Annotated in this window: 17 protein-coding genes and 2 tRNA genes; 14 read left to right on the top strand and 5 right to left on the bottom strand. The window is 54.2% G+C overall.

Features of this window, described 5'->3' with window-relative positions:
• The first annotated feature begins 130 nt into the window (after positions 1-130).
• Together SH287x_RS11675 and SH287x_RS11670 are read left to right on the top strand one after the other, a co-directional pair.
• Positions 131-1,276: a formylglycine-generating enzyme family protein gene (locus tag SH287x_RS11675; protein WP_479514489.1), complete on the top strand. Its 1,146-nt coding sequence runs from the start codon at positions 131-133 to the stop codon at positions 1,274-1,276.
• Positions 1,276-3,207: a heavy metal translocating P-type ATPase gene (locus SH287x_RS11670; protein WP_479514488.1), complete on the top strand. Its 1,932-nt coding sequence runs from the start codon at positions 1,276-1,278 to the stop codon at positions 3,205-3,207. Before SH287x_RS11675 ends, SH287x_RS11670 begins: the two co-directional genes overlap by 1 nt.
• 61 nt (positions 3,208-3,268) lie before the next feature.
• Here SH287x_RS11670 and mdoH read toward each other — a convergent pair whose 3' ends face one another.
• The 3 genes from mdoH to SH287x_RS11655 form a co-directional block, all read right to left on the bottom strand.
• Positions 3,269-5,311: a glucans biosynthesis glucosyltransferase MdoH gene (mdoH, locus tag SH287x_RS11665; RefSeq protein ID WP_479514487.1), complete on the bottom strand. Its 2,043-nt coding sequence runs from the start codon at positions 5,309-5,311 to the stop codon at positions 3,269-3,271.
• A gap of 168 nt (positions 5,312-5,479) precedes the next feature.
• Positions 5,480-6,142, bottom strand: coding sequence for a hypothetical protein (locus SH287x_RS11660; protein ID WP_479514486.1), 663 nt, complete (start codon positions 6,140-6,142; stop codon positions 5,480-5,482).
• Complete coding sequence (locus SH287x_RS11655) at positions 6,139-7,794, bottom strand: glucan biosynthesis protein G (protein ID WP_479514485.1); 1,656 nt, start codon at positions 7,792-7,794, stop codon at positions 6,139-6,141. Before SH287x_RS11655 ends, SH287x_RS11660 begins: the two co-directional genes overlap by 4 nt.
• Positions 7,795-8,322: 528 nt before the next feature.
• On the opposite strand from SH287x_RS11655, the gene SH287x_RS11650 reads away from it, so the two are divergent.
• From SH287x_RS11650 to SH287x_RS11605, 10 genes are all read left to right on the top strand, one after another.
• On the top strand, positions 8,323-10,131 hold the full coding sequence (locus tag SH287x_RS11650; RefSeq protein ID WP_479514484.1) for an alpha-keto acid decarboxylase family protein: 1,809 nt from the start codon (positions 8,323-8,325) through the stop codon (positions 10,129-10,131).
• A gap of 48 nt (positions 10,132-10,179) precedes the next feature.
• On the top strand, positions 10,180-11,094 hold the full coding sequence (locus SH287x_RS11645) for a hypothetical protein (protein WP_479514483.1): 915 nt from the start codon (positions 10,180-10,182) through the stop codon (positions 11,092-11,094).
• Positions 11,095-11,291: 197 nt separating this feature from the next.
• Positions 11,292-13,346: a prolyl oligopeptidase family serine peptidase gene (locus SH287x_RS11640; protein WP_479514482.1), complete on the top strand. Its 2,055-nt coding sequence runs from the start codon at positions 11,292-11,294 to the stop codon at positions 13,344-13,346.
• A gap of 304 nt (positions 13,347-13,650) precedes the next feature.
• Positions 13,651-14,466 carry an alpha/beta fold hydrolase gene (locus SH287x_RS11635; RefSeq protein ID WP_479514481.1) on the top strand — a complete coding sequence of 272 codons (816 nt, stop codon included), beginning with the start codon at positions 13,651-13,653 and terminating at the stop codon, positions 14,464-14,466.
• 138 nt (positions 14,467-14,604) lie between these two features.
• Positions 14,605-15,999 carry an alkaline phosphatase family protein gene (locus SH287x_RS11630; RefSeq protein ID WP_479514480.1) on the top strand — a complete coding sequence of 465 codons (1,395 nt, stop codon included), beginning with the start codon at positions 14,605-14,607 and terminating at the stop codon, positions 15,997-15,999.
• Between the two features lie 22 nt (positions 16,000-16,021).
• Positions 16,022-17,110 (top strand): methyltransferase, encoded by a 1,089-nt coding sequence (locus SH287x_RS11625; RefSeq protein ID WP_479514479.1) that lies wholly within the window; start codon positions 16,022-16,024, stop codon positions 17,108-17,110.
• A 205-nt stretch (positions 17,111-17,315) separates the two neighbouring features.
• The gene (locus SH287x_RS11620; RefSeq protein WP_479514478.1) at positions 17,316-18,821 is read left to right on the top strand and encodes a prenyltransferase/squalene oxidase repeat-containing protein; all 1,506 of its coding nucleotides are present in this window, start codon (positions 17,316-17,318) and stop codon (positions 18,819-18,821) included.
• Between the two features lie 211 nt (positions 18,822-19,032).
• Complete coding sequence (locus SH287x_RS11615) at positions 19,033-19,356, top strand: DUF6793 family protein (RefSeq protein WP_479514477.1); 324 nt, start codon at positions 19,033-19,035, stop codon at positions 19,354-19,356.
• Between the two features lie 147 nt (positions 19,357-19,503).
• Positions 19,504-20,313, top strand: coding sequence for an SDR family NAD(P)-dependent oxidoreductase (locus tag SH287x_RS11610; protein WP_479514476.1), 810 nt, complete (start codon positions 19,504-19,506; stop codon positions 20,311-20,313).
• A 279-nt stretch (positions 20,314-20,592) separates the two neighbouring features.
• A tRNA-Lys gene (locus SH287x_RS11605) sits at positions 20,593-20,665 on the top strand.
• Positions 20,666-21,100: 435 nt separating this feature from the next.
• Here the strand turns inward: SH287x_RS11605 and SH287x_RS11600 are convergent.
• Both SH287x_RS11600 and SH287x_RS11595 read right to left on the bottom strand, forming a co-directional pair.
• Positions 21,101-21,173, bottom strand: a tRNA-Phe gene (locus SH287x_RS11600).
• Between the two features lie 277 nt (positions 21,174-21,450).
• A complete protein-coding gene (locus tag SH287x_RS11595) occupies positions 21,451-22,479 on the bottom strand; it encodes a hypothetical protein (RefSeq protein ID WP_479514475.1) in 1,029 nt (342 codons plus the stop codon).
• Between the two features lie 474 nt (positions 22,480-22,953).
• Between SH287x_RS11595 and SH287x_RS11590 the strand changes: the two genes are divergently transcribed.
• Both SH287x_RS11590 and SH287x_RS11585 read left to right on the top strand, forming a co-directional pair.
• Positions 22,954-24,273 carry a hypothetical protein gene (locus SH287x_RS11590; protein ID WP_479514474.1) on the top strand — a complete coding sequence of 440 codons (1,320 nt, stop codon included), beginning with the start codon at positions 22,954-22,956 and terminating at the stop codon, positions 24,271-24,273.
• Between the two features lie 118 nt (positions 24,274-24,391).
• Complete coding sequence (locus SH287x_RS11585) at positions 24,392-25,219, top strand: hypothetical protein (RefSeq protein ID WP_479514473.1); 828 nt, start codon at positions 24,392-24,394, stop codon at positions 25,217-25,219.
• The last annotated feature ends 67 nt before the right edge of the window (positions 25,220-25,286 follow it).

Below are 25,286 nucleotides of genomic sequence, written 5' to 3'. Positions count from 1 at the left end.
ATGAATGAATCATTTCTCATCGCGGAACCGTAGAATCTCTTGAATGATCATCACGATAGAGACCGGTACGGAGGATGCAAGGTTTCGATTCGCGAGTACCGGTGCGAGTTTTTCAAAGGGTCGTTTGCGCATGTCCAATTCTCCCGGCCACCATGAGAGTCACTCGAACCCGACTCTTGTTCGTCCGCCACGCTCTCGAATGGCTTTGATCCTGCTAGCGGCAATTCCACTTCTGGTGGCCTTGGCTCTGGGTAGTCTGGCAATTGGCTGGGTGCGTCAATGGGGCGGTCGGCCCGAAAATTTACTGGAAAAACCACCCATGGGTGCCAAGGCTCCTGTGGGAATGGCCTGGATTCCCGGCGGAGAGTTTGTCATGGGTTCCAGAGATCCTCTGGCCTGGCAGGACGAAGGGCCACCTCATCCAGTCTTCATCGATGGGTTCTGGCTTGATGAGCATGAGGTCACCAATCGGCAGTTCGCAGAGTTTGTCAAAGCCAGCAGCTACGTGACCACAGCTGAAAAAGCCCCCACAGCCGAAGAAATCCTGGCCAATTCTCCTCCGGGGACACCAGCACCCTCGCCAGAAGTTCTGGTGCCTGGCGCGCTGGTCTTTACGCCACCTGATCACGCGGTGCCATTGAACGATGTTTCTCAGTGGTGGGTCTGGACTCCCGGAGCCAGTTGGCGGCATCCGGAAGGGCCTGGCTCGAATATCGAAACCCGCGGGGAACATCCGGTAGTGCATGTCTCCTGGGATGACGCCACTGCTTACGCGAAATGGGCCGGAAAACGGCTTCCCACTGAAGCGGAGTGGGAACGAGCAGCGCGCGGAGGCCTCAAGGAAAAACCGTTTGTCTGGGGGGATAACCCGCCCAGTGAGACGTCGCCTCAGGCCAACCTCTGGAATGGCAAGTTCCCGTTTCTCAATACCAGGTCTGATGGATATGTGCGGACGGCGCCGGTCAAGTCCTATGCACCCAACGGGTTTGGCCTGTACGACATGTCTGGCAATGTCTGGGAATGGTGCCAGGATTGGTATGACCGCGACTTGTACTCTTCACGCCCCAAAATTGCCGTCACCAGGAACCCTCAAGGCCCCGCGAGAAGCCATGACCCGACACAGCCATATCAACAACTGAGAAGCCAGCGGGGTGGCTCATTCTTGTGCAATGACAGTTATTGCTCACGTTACCGGCCCAGTGCACGACATGGATGCAGCCCCGATACGGGAATGTCACATGTCGGTTTTCGGTGTGCGAAGTCGGTGTCGCCGTGATGGCCAAAACCCAGGAATTGAAAACGGCGGCTTTTCATCCATGGTTCTCGGAAGGACGAATCCAGACATCGATCGCCGCACTGGCAATAGTGGCCATGATCCTCGCGTGCGTGCTCGCGTTATCGTCAACGAACCCCGTCATCTGTGGAAACATCCGTTCTTCCGATGTGCCATTGCTTTTTGCGTTGCTGCTTGGTGGGGGATGGCTTGTTCTCGGCCTCTTGGGAAATCTGTTTCATGGAGAGTTTGGTTCAGATTTATTGGCTGGCATCTCGATTGTCACATCCTTGCTGTTGGGTGAATATCTGGCCGGAACGCTGGTCGTACTGATGCTCTCAGGAGGCCAGGCACTGGAGGCATATGCCGTGAGACGGGCTTCATCGGCGCTGGATGCGCTGGCCAGACGCATGCCCACCATCGCACATCAAAAGATCGCAGCCCAATTGGAAGATGTGGCCATCGATCGTGTCGCGATCGGGGATTTTTTAGTCATCTTTCCCCACGAAACGTGCCCAACGGATGGGACGGTCACGGAAGGGCGAGGAACGATGGATGAATCGTTTCTCACCGGTGAACCTTACTTACTCCCCAAAGCTGTGGGGGCGAATGTCCTTTCAGGAGCGATCAACGGGGAGTCAGCCCTGACAATTCGTGTTGACAAGCTCGCGAGCGATTCCCGGCATGCAAAGATCATGGAAGTCATGCGTGTCTCCGAACAGCGCCGTCCCCGTCTCCGCCGCCTGGGTGACCAACTGGGAGCCTGGTACACACCTTTGGCAGTATCGATTGGTCTTGCCGCATGGTGGGTCAGCGGGGAAGCGGTACGATTTTTAGCGGTTCTCGTCGTGGCCACGCCTTGCCCGCTGCTGATAGCAATTCCTGTGGCGATCATCGGAGCCATCTCCCTGTCGGCACGCAAGGGAATTGTGATCAAGGATCCTGCAGTGCTGGAGACAGTCACCGGGTGCCGTGTGGGGATCTTCGACAAGACTGGCACCCTCACCTATGGTCGCCCTGCGATGGTGGCTCTCACCCCTCTGGCCGGTTTTCAGAAGAACGAGGTGTTACAACTTTCCGCAGCATTGGAGCAATACTCGCGACACCCGTTAGCGATGCCGTTTCTCGAAGCACTCCATGCCGAGAACCTTCCCTTGCTCGAAGTGACCAGCTTGGCTGAACTTCCCGGGCAGGGACTGACAGGCAAAGTGAATGGACGGCAGGTGGCCATCACCGGTCGAACGAAACTTCAGCGGAATCAGCCTCAAGTGGCTGAGCAATTGCCGGCCACGCGGGGAGGGTTAGAGTGTGTGATTCTCGTTGATGGTCACTTGGCGGGAGTGGCCAGTTTTCGTGACAGACCACGAGCGGACGGAATGCGTTTCATCCATCATCTTCGTAACAGACATCACTTTCAGCGGGTGATGATTGTTTCCGGTGACCGTGAAAGTGAAGTTCGATATCTGGCGGAATCGGTGGGAATCACAGAAATTTACGCAGATCAGACGCCCGAACAGAAGGTCGCGATCGTCCGCAAGGAAACACAAAACGCTCGCACACTCTATGTGGGTGATGGTATCAACGACGCACCTGCCCTCCTGGAAGCGACGGTCGGGTTGGCGTTTGGCCGTGGCAGTGACGTGACAGCAGAGGCTGCTGGAGCCGTGATCCTGGATGGGAACCTTAAGCGGGTCGATGAGTTTCTACACATTAGTCGCAGGTTACGTTCAATCGCCCTGCAAAGCGCCATTGGTGGAATTGTATTGAGTCTGCTGGGAATGGGGTTTGCGGCCGCTGGTTATCTGCCACCTGTTGCTGGGGCAGTGTTGCAGGAAGTGATCGACGTCGCGGCAGTGCTCAATGCCCTGCGGATGGGCTTTCCAAGTGCAAGCCTGATCGATTACGACGCCACGGGAACGGACACCGCCACATAGACGGACACTGTCATGTAGGTGGTGCAGGCGTTGGTCATAACATCGTGAGGTTGGCCAGAATTCAAGAGGCGGATGACATGATCCCCTCTTCCTGATTCATTTGACGAACGCGGTACTGAATGTGAAGTTCACGCAGTGCTTCCCGGTCGAGGAGCAACTGCCGGCGGTCTTCAATGCTGAGGCTTTCGGGGCCGGAACTGAAAATGGTTTGTGTCCATTCCCGAACTTTGGCCTCAGGCGCAGGGCTTCCTGATGATGTCTGCTGCAATATCGAGGCATGCAGTGACTGGAAACCCGGGTCAGAAAGGAGTTCGGTAAACAATCCCTCGCGGTCGTGGGAGTTCGCATATTGCTCATGTTGTTCAATGGCCCGCCGCTGGAGTTTCAGAATCGGCGTGAGTTCGGCCTCTTCAGGAATGAGCAGGAGTTTGCGATGAGCCATCCATTGCCCAAGTTCGACACTTCCCAGAATGCGCGAGAAGGGAATAGTTAATGTAAGACCCACAAGGATTGGTGAAAGCCAGAGGAACAATCCCGGACTGAAGAACAGCACAAAGGCTGAACCCAACAGGCCTGTAATGGTATGAGGGCCGAACACTCGGCAAGCTGTCAGCAGATCAATATCGCCATCACCACGGTTCTGCGCATTCCACTGAACTTTCTCTCCCAGGAGCGTGGAAATGACAAAACGGGTGTGGAAGAACATCATAATGGGAGCGACAAGAACAGAGGCTATGGTTTCGATCATGACGCTGGGGATAATTTTCGCCCAGCCGCCAAACTGTTCCCGACGTGGCTGATCGTAAGCCAGGGCCAACAGACTCCAGACCTTGGGAGCCATGAGCAAAAACATGGTGAAGGCAAACACCACCAGACCACTCACCATGCGTTCGGTGCTTTCGAGCCAGGCACCATCAATGGCCATGGCCAGCAATCCGAGGAGTGTGAACATCAACCAGAGAGGTGATGAGAGGTAAGCCATCACACCCATCGCCAAGTGAAGTCTGCTGATGGGCCGAAGTCCTTCGCTGATGATGAGCCGCATGTGCTGCAAATTTCCCTGGCACCAGCGCTGGTCGCGTTTTGCATAGTCCAGCAGCGTGGTCGGGCACTCTTCATAGCTGCCTGCCAGATCATGAGCCAGCGAGACCTTCCAGCCGCCACGTGCCATGAGTGCCGCTTCGACAAAGTCATGGCTGAGAATTTCCCCACCCAGCGGGGCGACACCGGGCAGCTTGGGGAGGCCGCAATGTTCAATGAAAGGGGCAACACGAATGATCGCGTTATGCCCCCAATAGTTACTGTCAAAGCTGGCCCAGGAACTGAACCCTTCCATATGGACAGGGCTGAACATTCTCGCTGAAAACTGCTGGAGACGGGCAAAAAATGAAAGGCGATTCACAGGAACCGGAGGAACCTGCAAAATTCCCAGTGAGGGATCGTCCTGCATGCGGCGGGACATCTCAACCATGGTCTGACCATCCATGACGCTGTCGGCATCGAGGACAATCATGAGATCGTATTGAGATCCCCATCGTTCGCAAAAGTCGGCGATGTTGCCAGCCTTGCGAGAGGTGTTCTTGGGACGACGACGATAGAAGAGGTCGGTCGGGCCGGTGATTCGTTGACGAAGACGTGCCCACATCCGTTCTTCTTCAAGCCAGATATCCGGGTCGGTGGTGTCGCTGAGAACAAACAGGTCAAAGTCGGCCGCGTGATGAGTGGTTGCCAGTGATTCGATCATTGCTTGCACGTTGGCAAACACACTGGCGGGTGTTTCATTGTAGACCGGCATGAGGATCGCCGTTCTTGGCAGTGAACGTCCTTCTGGCTGAGGAAGCGCGGGGGGACGGTGACGATTACGAATGGTCAGCCAAAGTCCCAGTGTGCTTGTCCAGAACGAGAAGGAAATCGTGGAAACAAGCACTGTAAATAGGGGAATGAGGAGCCATTCGGCCGGATTCCAGCCAATCTCCCCCAGGGAGATGACAAATAGCAACAACGCAAAGGCCGATGTCGCCAATGTCAGGATGGCTAATGACCACCGAAACCGGCGACAACCCGGCTGCAATACTTGCGGAGCCTTCAGAGGAGTGGCACTCATCTCACTCACGGCGATCTTTCAGGGTCGAACAATCCGTTCGAGGGAGCAAGCCAGATGATGTTGGGAAATCTTCCGAACAAAAAGGCTCGCAAAAGTGGTCTCTAAAAACAGATGCCAGCGGCAATTGCTGTCACTAATACCTCACGGCCTTGTTCAACGATTTCGCTTTTAACGAACAGGTTCAAAGGCCAGTCGAACCCGGTGACTCGTCCGACAGGTCATCTTCCAGAGAGATCGCCAGAAGCCCTTGCGAAAGAGGAAAATCAATCGCGGGCGCAACTGAGCACGCATCGGGACTTTCTGACTCATCGGAGCCACATCTGAGGGCTGAACCCGAGACATGGCGAGCAAGCTCAAGCCTTGGCTTGCCGTGTTCAGGCGATGTCCTGTGGTTCGTGCTCCTCCTGCTGGCCGCGTTCCCGCAGCCACCCCATTATTAATAGTGCTCGTGGTTTCACCAACAACATGGTGATTATTGAAATCCAGCACATCGACCGACTGAGCGGCGACAGGAACCGGTTCAGCAGCCGAAAGTGGCCCTAACGACGCTTGTGCAGCAGCATCCAGTTCGCGCATCGCGAGACGGAGGGCGGCTTCACAGAGTTCGGCTGCGGTGAACGCCACCGGCTCTCCGCCAGGATCAGCCACCTGCGTGTCTTCCAAAAGCTGCCCCGCTTCTTCGACGAATCGACGGGAGAGCTTCGAGAGCAGATCAGGATGCCTGATCCCAGCGTCTCGCAGGTAATCTGCCACGTGACAACGCGCGACGATCTGCGCGGGGCTGCCGAGCTCAACGGGTGAATCTTCGACGGCAAATGCAACCATGATCATCGAGGTGTCTCCTCCTGTGTCTGCTGAACTCGCCATGGCGGTAAAACCACAGGCGGCGCTTGAAGTGGACAGAGGTAACTCCAGCGTTCCGAAATCGGTTGACCGTTTTCAGTCAACCGGGCAATCAATTCCAAAGGCCCTTCTTCTGTTGGCTCAAGTTCCAGATGTAGCGTCCATTGATCCGCAGTGACTCGTTCGATGCGCCGCGATGCGATTGAACAACGGATCGATGTCAGTTCCACATCTGTCTTTGCGGGGTCTGCTTTAGCAAGGGCCGCGCCATTGAAGTCGAGATCGATAAAGAATTTTTTGGGAGCAACCCGGTTCAGGCGAATGGCAACCACTTTGGCTGCGGTATGTTCGGCAGGATCACCTGCAAGGAAGCTCACTTTATAATTCAGTTCAATCGGCTGTCCGACTATAGGTTTTTGGTCGGGAACCCACCAAGTTGCCACATTGTCGATCCCTTCGTGCTCTGCGGGAAGTTCGAGCAGTTCAATCGCCCCCTTTTCCCAGGGAGTGGTCGGTTCGATCCAGATGCTGGGGCGAAGAGCGTAATTGGCTTCGTCGTCTTTGTAGTTTTCTGGGTTACGGTCTCTTTGAATGACTCCAAACCCCGCCAATTGATCCATCGGATAACGAACGATTGATGGGTAGTTCTGGCGATAGAAACTACGCCAGGCCCATTCCCCATTTCCGTTCTTCATCAGAAGTCCATCGGCATCGTGAACTTCCGGTCGATGATCACCTTTCGGGCCAGGGAGCGCATCCCCCCACATCCACATGCTGGTGAGTGGAGCAATCCCCACCTTCTCGGGAACTTGGCGAAAATGAAGTCGAGCCTTCACATCAAAGGTGGTGACGAGTTTTCCGGGAGTCATGACAAACTGGTAAGCACCGGCCACGCTCTCGCTATCCATCAGTGCCAGAAATGTCAGGCTGAGATCGCCCGGTTGTGGCATACGAACATAGAAGGCACGAAAGACTGGAAACTCTTCCGGCTTGGGAAGCCCGCAATTGACTGCCAGACCCCGGGCAGATGACCCCCAGACCGTCTCTTCACTGTGAGCGCGAAAGTAACTCGCTCCCACAAAGGAGGCAATTTCTGAATACTGAGGGTTGTCTGGAAAGAATCCGACAAACCGCACGCCGGCAAATCCCAAATCTGCGGGAAGGTCGTCGGCTTTCAGCTTCCCTTCATAATTAAATAACGCTTTGTCGAACTCGACCTGCCGAGTTTGGCCCGGCTTTAACAGGTAGAGCTGTACTTGATCCTTGTGAACAAAGCCCCGGTGGAACGTCTGCAACCAGAATGGCAGTTTATCGTTCTTCCAGAGGCTCAGCTCTGGACGAAAACGAATCATTCGGAATTGGTCATATGTCATCTCCGCTAATGATTTGGGGAGAGGATCTGTTGGTAAAGAGCTGCTTTTCGCCAGTTTGACGGCTAATGCATCCAAGTCTGCAAATGACTGAACATGCAACATTTCCTCCTGAATTCCAGAAGGAACGTTGTTCGCCATGCTAACGGATATTGGCAGGCACCAAATTAACGCGATGGAAAGACTAGCGACCATTGCTCCGGAAGAACTTCGACGGAGAAGAGGTAACAGCGAGACCAGCACGCGAGCGGCGAGCGTGGGAATCAACATAGAGAGATCTAGCTACTGCCTCCAAATTGAGCGAGAAGGGAACTATGGGCTAAGAACAGCAAGTCGTATGCCAGCATCGTCAGGTTAGCGATTCCGCATACGCATCAGTTGTTGCTCATTTGTTTCCCGCCTCACTTAAAAACAATCTCGCTAAATAGTATTGATCGACCGGGCGATCACGTTACGAGCGGATCATGGTTAATAAAGAAGAACTTGTCATATGCCATTCGGGCGATGCAATCAAAAGTCAGAGCCAGATCGCCAACAATTCAGCTCCTTCAAGTCCACGATCAACAGCTTTGCAGTGTGTTCATCATGGGGGACGCTTGTGAATCAATTGTTGTTGATCCCAGCCAGTTTGTTCTCACTTTTTGAAGTTCGCCCCTTAAGTTCGATTCCTTGAGAATCTTGAATTGACCCCACAGACCAGGCGCCTGAGAATCGAAGAAGACAGATTCCCGTTGTCTCACCTCATCACATTTAACGAACGCTGGTTTTCAGCGCACGACTTCTCAGAGGACGCGAAACATGGCTCGTGGCAAACCCCTTCCTTCTAGTTCCTCATCTGGGAATAAAGTCGCCAAGCCATCGAAGAACGGCTCTGCGAAAGCCGTTCCCGCTGCCGCAGCTTCTCCCAGAAAAAAAGCACCGTTGAATCCCTCAGCAGTGACTGCTCAGGGAACAAGCACACCGGCAATCGCTGATCATTCGGCTCTGACGATTGGTGGTTACCTGATTCAGCGACTGCTCGACTATGGAATGAAGGATATCTTTGGCATCCCCGGTGATTTCGTTCTTCAATTCTACGGAGATCTCGAAGCCAGTCCCATTCGTGTGATTGGTTGCACGCGCGAAGATAATGCCGGTTACGCCGCTGACGGATATGCACGAATTCATGGCATTGGCGGTGTCTGTGTCACCTACTGCGTGGGGGGACTGAGTGTTTGCAACTCGGTCGCGGGGGCGTTTGCTGAAAAATCCCCCGTGGTGGTCATCACGGGTTCTCCCGGAGTTGAGGAACGGCGATCCAATCCCCTTCTCCATCACCGTGTGAGAGAATTCAGTACGCAACGTGAAGTCTTCGAGAAGATTACCGTCGCCTCAACCGTTCTGGACGATGCTCTGACAGCTTTCCGGGAAATCGACCGTTGCCTGGAAGCCTGCATCCGCTTCAAGCGGCCTGTTTATATTGAATTACCTCGCGACATGATCAAGGCCCGGTGCCCTTACGAGCATGTTCCTCAGGCCAATGTGGTCAAAAGTGACAAAGCCGCTCTCAAGGAAGCGCTGCTGGAAGCCGGGGAGATGCTGGCCAAAGCCGAGCGTCCGATTATTTTGGCCGGCGTGGAAATGCACCGCTTCGGGTTGGCTGACGAACTGATCCATTTTGCAGAAAAGTTTGAAATTCCTATATCGGCCACCCTGCTTGGCAAATCTGTCATCAGCGAAAAACATCCCCTCTTCATTGGCATCTATGAAGGGGCGATGTGTCGCGAGTCGGTGAGGAAATATGTCGAGGAAAGCGACTGTATCGTCATGCTTGGAACATACATGACAGATATCGATATGGGGATCTTTACCGCAGAACTTGACGTATCGAAAACTATTTATGTGACGAGCGAGACCTTAAAAATTTCGCATCACCATTTTCACGACATTCTCGTCAATGATTTTGTGAAGGGGTTGTCAAAGCTCGAGACAAAAATCAAAAAGCGGCCACTTCCCGCCAAACTCAAGCCGTTGCCAAAGTTTGTGGCAGTCCCCGAGACAGACGTATCCAGCGCAAGATTGTTCGCGAGAATCAACGAGTTGCTCGATGAAAAAATGGTGGTTGTGGCCGACGTGGGAGACTGTCTGTTCGGGGCCGCTGACCTGACAATTTATCGAGACACCGAGTTTCTCAGCCCGGCTTACTACACTTCGATGGGCTTTGCCATTCCCGCAGCTTTGGGCGTCCAGGTTGCCAGAAAAGATCTGAGGCCCATCGTGCTAGTGGGAGACGGTGCATTTCAGATGACGTGTCTCGAGCTTTCCACGGTGTTACGCCATAACTTCAATCCGATTGTGATTGTGCTGAATAACAAAGGTTACACGACCGAGCGATTTATTCAGGATGGCCCGTTCAATGACATTCTCAACTGGAACTATCACCGGATGCCGGATCTCCTTGGCGGAGGCTGGGGATTTGAAGTCCGCACTGAAGGTGAGTTGGATCAGGCACTTCACGCGGCGGTGAACAACAAAGAGACGTTCTGTCTGTTGAACGTTCATCTTGACCCACTGGATGTCAGCCCTGCTCTCAAAAGGTTAGGCGAACGATTGGCTCGTCATGTATAAAAAACGGCTGGAATATCATCCTGAGTTGGGGACTGTGGGAAACCTCCGATGAGCGTGCCAGCACCGCGCGACCCTGCTCTTGCCGCACCACTTCCCGTTCCGTTGGGGGTGACGCCGTTTAACGTCACGACCAGTTTACTGGTGGTGTTGATCACGGCGCTCGCTCTCCTGATGGTGGCGCTGGTGGCGTATTACAGTTCCATTCGGACTGTCACCGTCATCAGTTCTGTTCCCGTAGAGATGCTTGAACTTCCTGGCGGGGCCGAAGATGGGGCACAGGGTGAGTCGCTGCGTGTCGAGAACGACTTCCCGGAATCCTATGACGCATCCACCTCAGAAATTCCTGCCGAAGTTTCAGAAATCGCAGCGGCCCTTGACTCGATGGTTGAACTCTCGGGCCAGTCGGCAGAAGTGGCTGAGCAGCAGTTTGATGTGGGGATTGAAAATCTGGGCAAAACCGGAAGCGCTCAGGGAACCGGGCGCCGCGGATTGGGAAAAGGGCCGGGAAAGAGTGGCCTTTCACGAGAGCAGCGTTGGTATGTCAGCTTCAGTGATCGTGTGACGGCTGATGAATATGCTCGTCAACTTGAGGCGATGGGCATTGAACTGGGGGCTGTCGAACCTGATGGGCAGGTGGCCTATCTCTCCAACCCGGCAACTGCTCGGACAGTGCGGCGTGGAATGTCGGCCACAGAAAAGCGGTTGTTCATGTCCTGGCAGGGTGGTAATCGGCGGCAACTGGATCAGGAACTGCTTCGCAGAGCCGGGATCAAGATCAATGAACAGACCTTGATGGTTCATTTTTATCCGCCTTCGCTTGAGCAGACGCTTCAGAAGCTTGAGCAGGATTTTCAACATCGCCGGGTGCAGGAGATCCGTCGCACCTATTTTGAAGTGACCATGAAAGACGGACAGTACACATTCATCGTCACCCGTCAGGTGCTGCTTTCCTCGCCGAAGTAAGGGGCGACCATCCTGACAGTTACAAATCTTATCCCTTTGCAAGCAGCAATGTCTGACGTTTCGATTGCCAGTCTGTGATGCAATTCGTACCTTGCCATGGATCAGCACTTCGGCATTCGTTAGCGCGTCGTTTGACGCCCAGCGGCCTGAAGTCTGCATGAACGACAACACGGATTGAACAGGCAGGTGGATTCGCAATGCTGAGTCTTGGAATTCGTCGTGAGAAACTTCTCACAAAAGTCGCTGGCTTGATGCTGGTATTTCTCGTTTCTCCAACGGCACTGTTCGCTGATGGCCCAGGCGACAATCAGGTGGCCAATGTGCGACCGGTTCCCCCGCCGGGAATTGCCATCGATGACGCAGTGCGGAAGGAATTAACCGAGACACTCCAGAAACTGGAAGCCAAGGTCAAAACGCTCAGCGAAAAAGCCGCCAAGGACGCGAACACGGCTAGATATTGGCCAGATGTCGCCATCTATTCACGAGGTGTCCGATTAGCGCTGGACGAGAACACTTTCTATGACGCCAAGGAGTTTCAGCAGGCGAAAGATGTGCTGGCTGAAGGATTGACACGGGCCGATGAGCTGGAATCGGGCAAGGCTCCCTGGGCCACCCGCACGGGTCTGGTTGTCCGTGGGTTCCGATCAAAGCTCGATGGCAGTGTGCAGCCTTATGGGGTTGTCGTTCCCGGCAATTATTCGCCCGATGTGCTTCATCGATGTGATTTGTGGTTCCGGGGGCGAGCCGAACGGACTCCCGAAATGCAGTTCATCTACCAGCGATCCCGACAAGTCGGAGAGTTTGCTCCACCTCGCACGTTGGTGGTTCATCCCTTTGCCCGTTTTTGCAATGCGAACAAGTTGGCCGGAGAGGTTGATTCACTCGAAGCGTTGGAGCATGCTCAGGCCAATTACGCAGTTGATCCCCAGCGAATTGCCATTCGCGGGTTCTCGATGGGTGGCGCTGCGGTCTGGCATTTGGCTGTTCATTATCCTGATCGCTGGTTTGCCGCCAATCCTGGGGCCGGCTTCTCGGAAACGCCGTTATTTCTCAATGTGTTTCAACAGGAAAAATTAGCTCCCGCAGACTTCGAGCAGACCCTCTGGAAACTTTACGACGCCCCCTACTGGGCATTGAATCTGCGAAATCTTCCAACAATTGCCTACAGCGGAGAGATCGATAAGCAGAAGCAGGCCGCCGATGTCATGGAAGCCGCCATGGCCAAGATTGGTGACCGGCTTGTTCACATTATTGGGCCGCAAACCGCCCATAAGCTCCATCCCGATTCCAAGGTCGAGATCGAGCGTCGGCTGGCCTCATTGGCAGTCGACGGCCGCGATCGAACGCCACGGAATGTCCATTTCACCACCTGCACGTTGCGATATGACCGTAGCTTCTGGGTCCGCGTGGTCGGACTGGAAGAACACTGGAAGTTTGGAACGGTTCAAGCTTCTCTCGTAGAACCAGGTGGCATTCGTGTGAACGCCAGTGGTGTGACTGAAATCGAATTTGATTTTCCTTCTGGAACATTCCCGCTCCCCAATCAGACAATCGCGGTCGAATTTGCGGGAAGCTCACCTCAGATGATCGAAGTTCCCGGCGGCATGTCAGATCGCTCATGGACAGCTCGCTTCCATCAGGAAAAGGGTCGCTGGAAGAATGGCCCTGCTCCCGTCAAGGGACTGAGGAAAGTCCATGGACTCCAGGGGCCAATCGATGATGGCATGATGGAGTCATTTGCCTTTGTGCTTCCCACTCAGAAAGGAGCCACGCCAGCATTTGATGACTGGGTGAATAAAGAAGCCACCCGCGCTCAGAGGGAATGGCTCCGGCAAATGCGGGGGGATGTCCGTCTGATTGCGGCCGATAAAGTCACGCCCGAGGACATGCAGAAGCATCATCTGATCCTGTGGGGCGATGAAAACAGCAACCCGTTGATTGCCAAAATTGTGGAAAAGCTCCCCTTTCGCAAAACAGGAACATCGTGGCGAATTGGAGAGGAACGCTTTTCTATCGATCATCATGCCATTGCGATGATTTATCCCAATCCGCTCTCGCCCACAAAATATGTGGTTCTCAACAGTGGTCTGACTTATCGCGAGTATGACTATCTCAACAATGCCCGGCAGGTTCCTCGCCTGCCCGATTGGGCGATCATTGATTTTCGCACGCCACCTGATGCCAGATTCCCCGGCAAGATTGTGAAAGCCGGCTTTTTTAGTGAAGACTGGCAACTCCGCCCTGTAAAGTGATCCAGAGAACGGGATTTCTCACAGCAAAGTCCGGCATCTGATCAACACTGATCAAAGAGAACGGGCAGTTCATAATGTGATGGGCTGCCCGTTCTTCTATGAGATGCCACCTCTGAGTGATGGTGTGAAGTCATGAACACCTCGTATGAGATGTCCTGAAAAAGAGGAAACGCCGCATTGGGTTTCTCCTTTTTTCGATTCGTGCAAACTCACTGACCGGGCGGGACTTTGCGACCGCCGCAGTCAGACGTAGACTGCATAGTTGGCTGATGCGAGACCAGATGAACCCCCTTGGGGAAAGATCATGCCCTACTTTGAGACATCGACCGGTAAAGTTTATGCCGCTGTTCAGGGAGAAGGCGATCCCATCCTGCTGCTTCACGGCTTTCCTTTAAGCCATCGGATGTGGCGGGAACAGTTAGGGCCGCTTTCAGCCTATGGCCAGGTGATTGCGCCAGATTTCCCAGGGTTCGGGCAAACTCTTCTCGCGACTGATTCTGCGGTGGCCAGCGAAGTGTCGCTCGAAACTTATGCCTTGTCGGCACTCTCTGTCTGTGACCTGATTGCCCCACGCAAGCCCGTGCATGTGGTCGGGTTGTCGATGGGCGGATACGTCGCCATGGCACTCCTCCGTCTTTTTCCCGAGCGAGTGAAGTCACTGACACTTTGCAACACCAAGAGTGAAGCAGACACTGAAGAGGCGGCTCAGAAGCGATTCGCGATGGCAGAGAAACTGCTGACCGATGGCAGCCGGGTTGCTGCCGAAGCCATGTTGCCACAAATGATGGGGACAAAGATCAACGAAGACCGCCCGGCGTTGTTCGATTTTGTGCGCGACTTAATGATATCACAGTCGGCCCGCGGGCTGGCGGTGGCTCAGCGTGCGATGGCGAAGCGAACGGATTCTAGCGAAACGCTGGCACACGCCAAGCTTCCGGTTCTTGTGATCGCAGGCGAACATGACCGAATCACGCCCCCCTTGGGCATGGAGCAAATGGCAGCGCGAATTCCGCAAGCCCGATATGTCATGGTTCCCGAGGCAGGGCATCTTTCCGTTTTAGAAAAGCCCTCAATGGTGAATGAAACGCTGATCAATTTCATTGGTTCGACATCATTGTAAGCCACATTATCCTAAGAACGGGTCTATCCAGTAATCCCGCCCCCGGTTTGCTGACGGTACGCCGGACATGAGTTTTTGTCATTGGCAGAGCGCATGCCCTGCACCCGCTTGACTCTTGAATGAGAAATCGACTGACGCATGGTCAAGCCGCTGGTCATCATCAATGTTGTTGGACTGACTTACGAGCATCTGGGAACACAGACTCCCTGTCTTTCAGCTTTGGCTCGTGAAGGTTACGCCGCTCCTGCAACTGGCGTTTTCCCGGCGGTCACCTGCACTGCCCAGGCATCCATGCTGACTGGCAAACTGCCCACCCAGCACGGCATCGTCGCCAATGGATGGTATTTCCGCGACACCAGTGAAGTCCGTCTCTGGTTGCAATCCAACCGGTTAATACAAGGGGAAAAGCTCTATGAACAGTTGGCGGCAATCGACCCCGGCCTGACCACCGCCAAAATGTTCTGGTGGTACAACATGTATGCCCCCGTGGCATTTTCAATGACGCCTCGCCCCTGCTATCCGGCGGATGGCCGCAAGATTTTTGATTCTTATTCGCAACCCGCGTCATTGCGGGATGAATTGCAATCACGACTGGGAGTCTTCCCACTCCCAGCGTTCTGGGGGCCTATGGCAGGGATCGAAAGCTCCCGCTGGATTGCCAGTGCTTCCCTCGACGTGATGCAGCGGCACCGACCGGCATTGACTCTCGTGTACTTGCCGCACCTCGACTACGACCTACAACGATTTGGCCCTGAGGCACCGCAGATTGAAACGGCCCTGCGTGAGGTCGACGCGGAAGCCGGACGCCTGATCGCGACTGCCAAAGAACAGGGTGCTGAAGTTCTTGTGGTGTCGGAATACGGAATTACTGCCGTCCATCAGCCGGTTCACATCAACCGTGTTCTGAGAGAAGCGGGTTTGCTGACTGTCCGCCGTGAGCCGTTGGGTTATGAAACGCTGGATTGTGGCGCCTCCCGGGCGTTCGCTGTCAGTGACCACCAGGTGGCCCATGTCTATGTCGCCCGATCCTCGGATCTTCAACAGGTCAGGCAGTTGCTGGAAAAGACTCCCGGCATTGAACGAGTTCTCGATGAATCGGGAAAAAAAGAACTGGGTGTGGCCCATGAGCGGGCCGGTGAACTGGTGGCAGTAGCAGCCCCAGAGGCATGGTTCACCTATTACTTCTGGCTGGATGACCGGTTGGCTCCCGATTATGCGCCCACGATCGACATTCATCGTAAGCCCGGCTACGACCCGGCAGAACTGTTCTTTGACCCACAACTGCGCTGGCCAAAACTCAAGGCCGCCAGGCGACTCCTCCGCAAAAAACTGGGCTTTCGTTATTACATGGATGTGATTGGCCTGGATGCCTCGATCATCAAAGGTTCGCACGGCCGCCTGGCAACTCCCGGGCAAGAAGCAAGCGAAGGGCCAGTCATACTTTCTTCAAGCAGAAACATTCCCACAACGTCCTGGGGGCTGACTGACGTGCCATTGCTGGCGCGGCATTTGATGAACCTGACGTCTCGATAACACCAAGAAAAAGCTAAACCTGATGCTGACACGTGACGCCCTGCGGTTTCCACCATCCGATGCCACACCTCTGTTCGATCTGTTTCGTGGAAACTTTGCAACAGAACTGCTGGCAGCAGCCGTTGCTCATCTGAAGGTCTTTGAACGGCTATCCGACCAACCGCTTTTGTTCGATGAACTGCAACAGTCGCTCGCACTTTCCGAGAGAGCCGCCCATGTGGTGGTCACAGGGTTGTGCGCCATGAATTTGCTATCGCGCCAAACGGATGGCAGGATCGAGCTGACAAAAGCAGCCCGCCATCATCTCGTGCCCTCAAGTCCGTTTGACATCGGCGGCTACATCGCTCTGGCGGCCCAGTCACCTGGAACACTGGCACTGGTAGAGCGTTTGCTGTCAGACCGTCCTGCGGGTGAGTCCACCTCAGCCGGGGCCGCATTCATTTACAAGGAAGGCTCTCAATCGGCGATGGAGCAGGAGGCGTCGGCACGATTTCTCACGTTATCACTGGCGGGTCGCGCATGGAACGTGGCTCCCCATCTGGCTGATGTGTTACGTGATCCCGCTGGTCACTCAAATGCCCGTTCTCAAGCAGATGGCCAGCCGGGGCGTGTGGTGCTGGACGTGGCTGGTGGCAGCGGAATTTACACGATGGCGCTATTGCAAAAGCATCCCACCTGGCGAGGAATCGTGCTGGATCGCCCGGAAGTTTTGAAAACGACGGCGGAATTGGCTCGCGAAACGGGAACGACTGATCGTATTCAACTGGTGCCAGGGGACATGTGGGCCACCCCGTTCCCACATGCCGATGACATACTGCTTTCCAATGTATTGCACGATTGGGATCGGCCCGAGTGTGCGAAACTGGTGGCAAAAGCTGCCCACAATCTTCCGGAAGGCGGAAGATTACTGATTCACGACGTTCTGCTGGACAACGATTTGCAAGGGCCACTTCCCATCGCTCTCTATTCCGTGGCACTATTTTCATTGACTGAAGGGCGTGCTTACAGTGAGTTGGAATATCGGGGTTGGATGGAAGGTGCGGGGTTGGAGTATCTCGAAAACGTCAGGACAGCGGCACATTGCCACCTCTTAATCAGTCGAAAGAATTGAGTCTCGGAAAACGAAGGCCCGGCAAGGAAATTTCACGAACAAGACGACCTCAAGCGAGGTGAGAGGTCAGGGGAGTGATCAGGTCATTGACCCTTGCAGTTCTCTCTCGTATAATACATGTGCATTTCTACATCTATTCATTGATTGATATTTTGAAGTCTGGTGGTGCCAATTCTGGCCATCACTCCAGGCGGGAAGCTATCGCATGGCAACAAGCCTTCCAACGTCGTCGTCTCCCGCGACCCCATCAGCCAAACCGGTTTTTTCGCTGAAGGCTCCGCCAGCCAAATCAGTCAAGATGACGGAACTTGCCGTCACGATTGGTGTTAGCGCTGTTTTTCACGCCATCATTCTGGCCGCCTGCGCCATGATGGTCTTTGACAGCCGGGTCGTCGAAGAGATTTTCACCACGATTGCTTCGATCAATGAGACAGAAGCTGATCCGATCACCGAAGAAAGCTCGGTCATCCAGCCCGAAGAAATTGACCAGACGAACCTGGATACCAATCCCGGCGAAGCGGGAGCCATGGAGATCGCAGAAGTCCCCATCGAGATGCCCAGTATCAATGATCTGGATCCCTCGATGGTGCTGGATTCGGTGGACAATGGCGCCGCGAATCTGAATATCAAAATTGGCGATGCCATGGCAGGCCGTTCTGCTGTGGCCAAGGCCCAACTTGTCAAAGAACAAGGGGGAAATGATGCCAGCGAAGCCTCGGTACTCACGGGTCTGAAATGGCTTGCCAATCATCAGGGAGATGACGGCAGCTGGAATTTCAACCATACCTCCGGCATCAAGGATTGCGACTGCAAGCAGCCGGGGACTTTGAAAGCCTGTAAAACGGGCGCCACAGCGATGGCAATGCTGGCCTATATGGGTGGCGGCCATACACACCGTAAGGGTGACTACCAGAAGGAAATGAAGGGCGCCGTCGACTTCATGATCAAGAGCCAGAAAATCACTCCCGAAGGGGGCGATTTTCGGGGAAACGTGCAGTCGAACGAGGGATTCTATACACAAGGGCTTGTTACAATTGCTTTATGTGAAGCATTGGCGATGACCAAAGATGAGCGATTAAGAACCCCCGCATTCAATGCGGTCAAATTTATTGTCAACGCTCAGAATCCAAAGGATGGCGGATGGCGATATCAACCACGTCAGGCAGGTGATACGTCGGTGGTGGGCTGGCAGGTCATGGCGCTGAAGAGTGCTCAAATGAGCAAAATCCGCGTTCCACCACAAGCCTTTCGCGGTGCAGAAAAGTTTCTCGATGCCTGCGCTAAGAATGGCGGATCACAATACACCTATGTGCCTGGAACTGGTGATGCCAAGAATTCCATGACCGCTGCGGGGCTTCTCTGCCGGATTTATATGGGGTGGGAACCCACCAAGACCGCTCTCAAAGAGGGTGTGTTACATCTTGATAAGGCAAAGCCTGCGAAGAACGACATGTATTACAATTATTACGCCACACAGGTCATGCACCACTGGGGAGGGCCGGAATGGCAACGGTGGAATGCTGTGATGCGTGAGCAACTCATTAAAACGCAGCTTAAAAAAGGGCATGAAGCGGGAAGCTGGAATGTGGCCGACCCCCACGGCGGGAGCGGTGGCCGTCTCTATATGACCTGCCTGGCCGTCATGACGCTGGAAGTCTATTACCGACATCTGCCCATCTACCAGCGTGAAGGTGTGAAGGTCGATTTTTAATCGGGCTGACAGTGCTGTCAAAAAAATTGGTGTTTTGGAGGGGTAATCGCTGCCAGTAATGGCTTGCCACAGTATTTCTCCTTTTGATGTGAGCGATTGTTTTTCTTTTTCAAAATTGACAAGTTGTCATCATCAGCCTCTGGGTGGAGCAATCCGGCGGAGCAACCTATACTTTTCAGGGTGTTCTGAATGCTAGTTGCGAGACCGATTCATGCCCCTGTTCGAGATTGAAACGTCTGCCCACATCATGGTGGCCTGGACTGAATCCAAAGATGCTGCCGAATCGCTGACGCATGAGACCTTTCCTGACGAAGAGGTTTTGCGTATCAGTCGTCGGCCACGTGATGCCTGGGTCATCTCCAAGCGGCTTCTCGGACTGACAGGCCCCACCTCTCCCAGTGAAATGGCGCGGGACTGTTTAGCCAAGTCTCATGGCGACAAGGTGGGAGCGATTCATCTCTATATGGAAGGGATGGGAGTCTCTGAAGATGAGGCTCAACGCGCCATCGAGACCAACATGTCTCTGGGCTGGTAAGTCTCAGGCTGGTAATCAGTGCCGTCCCACGGCTTCCCCTTGAGGTTTCATGATCTGTTACGTCCCTCGCTGCGGAATGTGACAGACGATTCAATACAAATCCACAACAGTGATCACTCAACTGGTGGTTTTTTCAGAAAGACATGCATGTCGCGCTTGCTTGAAGGAAAAGTCGCCCTGGTGACTGGGGCAGGTCGTGGTTTGGGTAGAGCCTTTGCTGAACATCTGGCAAGTCTTGGATGCCATGTCGGAATTCACGGCCTGAGGGAAAACGGCCCGGCTGAATACGGCGAAGGCACCAGCCTGACCCAGACAGCGGACGAAATCTCGCAACAATTTTCGACCCGTACGTTTCGCGTACTCGGGGATCTGACGCAAGAACATGACGTGATCCGCGTTGTGGACGAAGTCACGTCTCAACTGGGGCCGATCGACATTCTCATTCACTCGGCGGGAGGTGATATTGCCGCCGCTGGCGGTAAACCCAATCCTAACGACGCCGTCATGATCAAGCCGATCGATGTTCGGGCTGTCCTTGATCGCAATTTGATAAGCACCATTTTTGTCTGCCAGCAAGTCGCCCGCCAGATGATGGAACGACGGCAAGGACGCATCGTCACCATAAGTTCCATTTCAGCTTTTAAAGGCAACGCCAACAGCGCGATCTATTCCACAGCCAAGGCTGCTGTCGTTGAATATACCCGTTGCTTGGCCGAGCAGCTTCGGCCCTATGATGTGACCTGTAATTCATTGGCACCAGGTGAAACGAGAACTGGTCGATTTCTCGGAACTCGCGTTGTTGATGAAAGCCGCCTGGTGGAATCAGGAACTTTGGATCGCATTGGTCTGGTCGAGGAAGTCGCTCGCGTCGTCGAGTTTTTCGCCGGCCCACTGGGGCAGTTTGTCACTGGACAAGTGATTCGAGTTGATGGCGGAAGTCAAATCTGGCCCGCTTAGCTTCGTACTTTCATCTTGTTTCAGGTCGCGTATTGCAGGAAACGCCATCTGCAGATCCTCGTATCAGGCGTCATTGCCGCCAATCGTTTCGTTGGAATCGATCACAACGATTCTTCGGATCGCGTTTATTAATTGTTTACCCGTGGGTTTGATACGAATTGTCGCCGGTTGGTTTTACTCCTGCGAACCAGAAGCTACACTTCGTGTCTCAAGCGGATTACCGCTAACGTCAACGGTAATCTATGGCGTGACCGAACGCCTTGTGAGATGCAAGAGTTTGAGAGCGTAGCTCAGTCGGTAGAGCAACGGACTTTTAATCCGTAGGTCGAGGGTTCGAGTCCCTCCGCTCTCATTTGTTTGAGGCCAATCCCAAACAAAAAAGTACACGCAGCGTTTTTAATGCGAGAAGAGCCACGGATGGAAAGTCCGTGGCTCTTCTCGCATTAAAAATAGGAACAAGCCTCATCCTGACAGGTCAATGAGATCCTGCTGCAGCATGCAGTGAATAATCATCAACTGATATCGCTCGCTCACTGGCCATGACGCTCCATCAGGAGGCAACAAGCCGAGTGATCCTAGCTGAGGGCCATCGAGAGCCACACTTGAAAAAGGCGAGTTCATCCCGAATATGTCACTCATCTCGGTGAGGCCACGCGGGATCAGCGGGGAGACCTGCTGAGGGTTGATGTGGTGGTGACAGTTGCAGGCACGGCTAGGTAAAAGCAACACGCCGAACCCGCACGCCCAATCGGGCCGCCGGTTCGGCGTGCTTTTTCAACTCAAAAAATGGCTAGGGCCGGGATCGAACCGGCGACACCAGGATTTTCAGTCCTGTGCTCTACCGACTGAGCTACCTAGCCAGAAACCTCCTTGAGGTTCTCTCGACAGAGCCGAGTATAAGTGAAGCCGATTGTCATCGCAAGTTGGAGAGCAATAAGAAGCACAGAGGATTTAACTCTTTTCCAGAAAGAGGATTGTGTCTCATCCCCCGAGAGACTGAAGACCGCTCTTTTGCTTCTCGTCCTTTTCCTGGCTGCCTGTCTCACCCGAGTGATGGATCGGCCATGAATCAGTGACTTCTTCGTGCACACCAGAAATTCTAAGGGTTCAGCATCTGCTTCCAAGTGCGGCTCAGTGTTACTTGGTCTTTTCTTGAGTCACTGACTCAGAGGCTGTTCCGACAGAAAGGTTCGCGGGAAGTGCCGGCTTGGGTTTAGCTGAAAAAATTCGTTCCAGATACTGTTTAGTCACATCCTCGGGGATGACCCCTTCGGTGGGAATAAAATCGAAACGCTGATCATCCAGAGACGCATCGAGAATAATGTTCTCGAACTCCATTGAAAGAAGTGGCCGCAAACCGGCCTGAGACTCGTCTTTCTTTGAGGTTCTTTCCACTCTTTTGAAGTAGAGCAATCGCACGGGAAAGAGAGTATCTGCGGCGTAAGTGATGCGGATCACGTCCGGGAAGTAGACCATACTTTCGAGGGATTTATTTCCAAACCACTTTTGGGGAAATTCGGGCTTCCATTCCCCCTGCACCCGGTAAACCTGGCCACTCTCGGTTGATTCTGGCCGCATGGCGGTGAAATCCATACAGCGCTGAATCGAGGCCATGATCCCTGGTAATCCGCCCAACCCGAGTTCGGACAGCATCAAAGTTTCTGTCGTGCCGCCGCTGGCACCCGCATTGAGAATTTGCCGGACATCCCGCCGGGTATACCTCTTCATGTCGTCAATGACCGTACGACTCCAGAGCGTTTCCCCATCGCAAACTTCCAGAAGTTCCCCCTTCAGGCCCGACTTCAGCTTTAACTGAGTCGAAAGCCGGAGCTTCAGGCCTTCAGCTTCGTAACGCCCCGTCGCCACCATGGCCTGCTCGCCGATCTGCACCAATGTTTTGACATCTGCCTGAATCGATTTTCTGCGGGCCAGCCGGATCTGCGCCTCTTGAACAAGGGCCAGGATCTGAGGTGACGTCGTGTTCGATTTGACCAGGGCAGAATCACTTGATGCCTTCTCTTTGATCTCTCCGGCATTTTTCGCCGGTGACGCGATGGGATTTGGCACCGCCTTCAAAACATCCGGCGAAAGAGATTGATCCGCATTGATGCGAGGCGTTGGCAATCGCTCGTTTTGATTGGCAGAAGAGGACGTTACCGAGTGCACAGCTGTTAAAATAGTCCCGCTATCAGATGTAACTTCTTTCATTTCATTGAGTTGTGCTGCAAACGCAATCTTATGCAAGTGCGGAACCTGCCAAAGCAGTCCCCCCGCGAGCGCAACCAGCAGCAAACCATGCCAATAACGAAGCCTGAAACGGGAAAGTGTCCGTTTCTGCGTGTTCCTCCGGGATGTTCGACTTTGCGGGTTATGCATTTCGTTCCCAAGTTGACGGATTTTCCAAAGCTACAGGACGTTGGATTCCGAAAAGAGGTGTGTCAAGTGCTTTTGCACGAGGTCTGTGCTCGATACCCATCTGCTGCTTCACTGGCGCGGATAGTACGCGAACTCAGCTTCGGAGTGAACGGGAAGTTCATTCTTGGCAAACGCACATCAGCGTCACAGTTCGGACACGAGGTCTGTCCAGGTTGGCAGCCCGGCGTCCCCGGATGGTGCAGTGGATAGCAAAGAGGGGTCGCGATGAAGTTTTACTTCCTGGCATTGGGGACAGTCGTCGTTGTGTGCGTCGGCTGTGCCATGGACGGACAGCAACACATGAACAAGGGCGAGTACCATGCTCCACCCGCTGCCATGATGCAGCGTCCGGGGCCGATGGTCGATGGCCCGGGGCCTGGCGTCATGCCAGCTCTTCCTGCTTCAATGAATGGTGGGCCGATGATGGGTGGCCCCGGAATGGGCGGCCCAATGATGGGTGGCCCTGGCATGCCCGGCGGGGCGTTCTGTCCTCCAGGCATGGGTCCCGGGATGGGAATGGGGATGCTGCCTCCTGGCATTCCAACCACGACTCAGGTTCGATTTGTCGGGCCGGATGGAATGCACGTGGGCTGGCAGATTCCTGATGGATATGCCGAAAACCAGCTGGTTGCTCCCGCTCGATTCAACTTCTTGCAGGCTGCAACATACCGGTTGAAGCTTTCCAATGTTCCAGGTCGCCCGGGGCTGAACCTGTACCCAACGCTCCAGATCTACCCCAGCCATCCGAATACCGTCGGCTACCTGTCTCATAACAGCGTGCCACTGCAAATCACCGTCGAAGATCTTGATCAGGTGGAAAGCAACAACTTCGTCACCAAGGTCATCTATCTTCCCGATGCCAAGTATCAGGAACTGGCGATTGCCAACGTCGAAACACTGGTCTCCACACGGCTTGACCCAGGTGTTGACCCAGTGCAGGAAGCTGACAAGCGGGGCACAATCATGGCGATCCTTCGCTTGGGTAACATGGATCTGGAAATGCCGGGTGCTCCCGGTGCTGTGGGTGCCACTGTCGGTGGCCCACATGGCTCAGTCAATCAAGTCGCTTTCACTGCTGTTGATGGGGACAAAGGTCAGCATGTTCCTCCGATGCCTATCACCACCATGCCCGGCTATGGCCCAGGTGTCCCCGGTGCCATGATGATGGCAGGTCAGGGCTTGCCCGGTCAGCCAGCCGGTAGTCCTTATGTCAGCGGTATGGGGATGCCAATGTGGGGCCAGCCCATCACGGGAACACCCATCGGTCTTGCCGGTCCACCCCACCTGCCATATGGTGGTCCTGCTAGTCTCAAGAGCCACACAATGCGTAACCGTACCAAGATGGATATCCCCGATCCTGTCGACCACATGCTGATCGATGTGGAACATGCTCCTGGAATCAGCCTGCCGAAGCCTGTTCGTTATGTGCAGTACAAGGAAACTCATCCTGTCTACTCACCCGGCGAACTGAGCAACCCAGCCTGGAACTCTCCTGGGGCTGGTGGAGCCAACGGTGCTTACTGCCCACCCGGTATGCAACCATAAGCTTGATCAAAACGGCCTGGCCCCAGAGTTCGCTCTGGGGCTTTGGCGTTCTTCAGTCGGTATTCTCCCGCTTAATTAACGACATTGTCTCTCCTTCTCCCTGTCAAGAGCCACTCACATGCGATGGCATATCTCCCGATCACTGCTCGCAATGTTCCGTCCTGCGGCTTCTCTGGGGCTTGGCCTCATGGTGGCCATGGGTTTGGGAACTGTCGCACTGGCTCAGCAGTATCCGTCGACCAACGGTCGGCATTATCCTCTGAATCATATGACTTCACCTGGCACAGCGGCCGCCTGGTCGACAGCCGTAGGAATTTCTCAACCGGCATACTTTCAGCCGGTTCGCGTGAGTCTTCCCAGCCAAGGGCAGGTTGAATTCTTTGATGGGGCACCAACTCGCCCTGTGAGTTTGCCCGCTCCGGGACAAGCCTCGATTCTGGTGGGGCAGACCTACCGGTTGAGATTGTCGGGACTTCCTGAATTTCCCAACCAGGAGTTCTATCCAACCATCGAACTGGTTGATCGATTGCATCCGCCCGAAGGACTGGCTGATCGATTCCCGGTTGAAGTCCAGTTCAGCGAAGAAGATTTTGAATTTGCCGCTCAGGGACGCTTGGTCACCAAAGTCGTTTATCTTGAAAAGCCTGATCGCATTCCGCTAGCCGTTCTCGATGCCGACCTGCGCGTGACAGAAGTCCCTCCTCATCTCAATGCGCTTGCGGAAGCTGATCAACTGGGGCGGCCCGTGGCAATTGTCAGATTGGGAGGACGCACACCTGATCCCCATTATCCCAACGATCCGTCATTCTTTGGCATCTGCCCGCCAGTGCAATTGCCAGCGGCCAAGCCTGTGTCTCCAGAGCTTCCACAAGCGAAAAGAACATCGACTCCATCAGCCGTTCGGCCAGCCTCTCAAGTCACTGTTGAGGCGTTGATCCGACGATAATCCAGCAGAATTGATGCTGTATTCACGTTGTTATTGAATTTTGAAAAGTCCAGCAACGTCCTGGCTC

It is taken from the genome of Planctopirus sp. SH287, assembly GCF_056500625.1.
This window is presented reverse-complemented; position numbering and strand designations above follow the sequence as displayed.

Excerpts from the sequence above, each read along its gene's own strand:
- SH287x_RS11640 (WP_479514482.1), top strand. The coding sequence starts at position 11,292 with ATGCTGAGTCTTGGAATTCGTCGTGAGAAACTTCTCACAAAAGTCGCT.
- SH287x_RS11650 (WP_479514484.1), top strand. The coding sequence starts at position 8,323 with ATGGCTCGTGGCAAACCCCTTCCTTCTAGTTCCTCATCTGGGAATAAA.
- SH287x_RS11670 (WP_479514488.1), top strand. The coding sequence starts at position 1,276 with ATGGCCAAAACCCAGGAATTGAAAACGGCGGCTTTTCATCCATGGTTC.
- SH287x_RS11590 (WP_479514474.1), top strand. The coding sequence starts at position 22,954 with ATGAAGTTTTACTTCCTGGCATTGGGGACAGTCGTCGTTGTGTGCGTC.
- SH287x_RS11635 (WP_479514481.1), top strand. The coding sequence starts at position 13,651 with ATGCCCTACTTTGAGACATCGACCGGTAAAGTTTATGCCGCTGTTCAG.
- SH287x_RS11630 (WP_479514480.1), top strand. The coding sequence starts at position 14,605 with ATGGTCAAGCCGCTGGTCATCATCAATGTTGTTGGACTGACTTACGAG.
- SH287x_RS11655 (WP_479514485.1), bottom strand. The coding sequence starts at position 7,794 with ATGTTGATTCCCACGCTCGCCGCTCGCGTGCTGGTCTCGCTGTTACCT.
- SH287x_RS11625 (WP_479514479.1), top strand. The coding sequence starts at position 16,022 with ATGCTGACACGTGACGCCCTGCGGTTTCCACCATCCGATGCCACACCT.
- SH287x_RS11645 (WP_479514483.1), top strand. The coding sequence starts at position 10,180 with ATGAGCGTGCCAGCACCGCGCGACCCTGCTCTTGCCGCACCACTTCCC.
- SH287x_RS11610 (WP_479514476.1), top strand. The coding sequence starts at position 19,504 with ATGTCGCGCTTGCTTGAAGGAAAAGTCGCCCTGGTGACTGGGGCAGGT.
- SH287x_RS11620 (WP_479514478.1), top strand. The coding sequence starts at position 17,316 with ATGGCAACAAGCCTTCCAACGTCGTCGTCTCCCGCGACCCCATCAGCC.
- SH287x_RS11615 (WP_479514477.1), top strand. The coding sequence starts at position 19,033 with ATGCCCCTGTTCGAGATTGAAACGTCTGCCCACATCATGGTGGCCTGG.
- mdoH (WP_479514487.1), bottom strand. The coding sequence starts at position 5,311 with ATGAGTGCCACTCCTCTGAAGGCTCCGCAAGTATTGCAGCCGGGTTGT.
- SH287x_RS11675 (WP_479514489.1), top strand. The coding sequence starts at position 131 with ATGTCCAATTCTCCCGGCCACCATGAGAGTCACTCGAACCCGACTCTT.
- SH287x_RS11660 (WP_479514486.1), bottom strand. The coding sequence starts at position 6,142 with ATGATCATGGTTGCATTTGCCGTCGAAGATTCACCCGTTGAGCTCGGC.
- SH287x_RS11585 (WP_479514473.1), top strand. The coding sequence starts at position 24,392 with ATGCGATGGCATATCTCCCGATCACTGCTCGCAATGTTCCGTCCTGCG.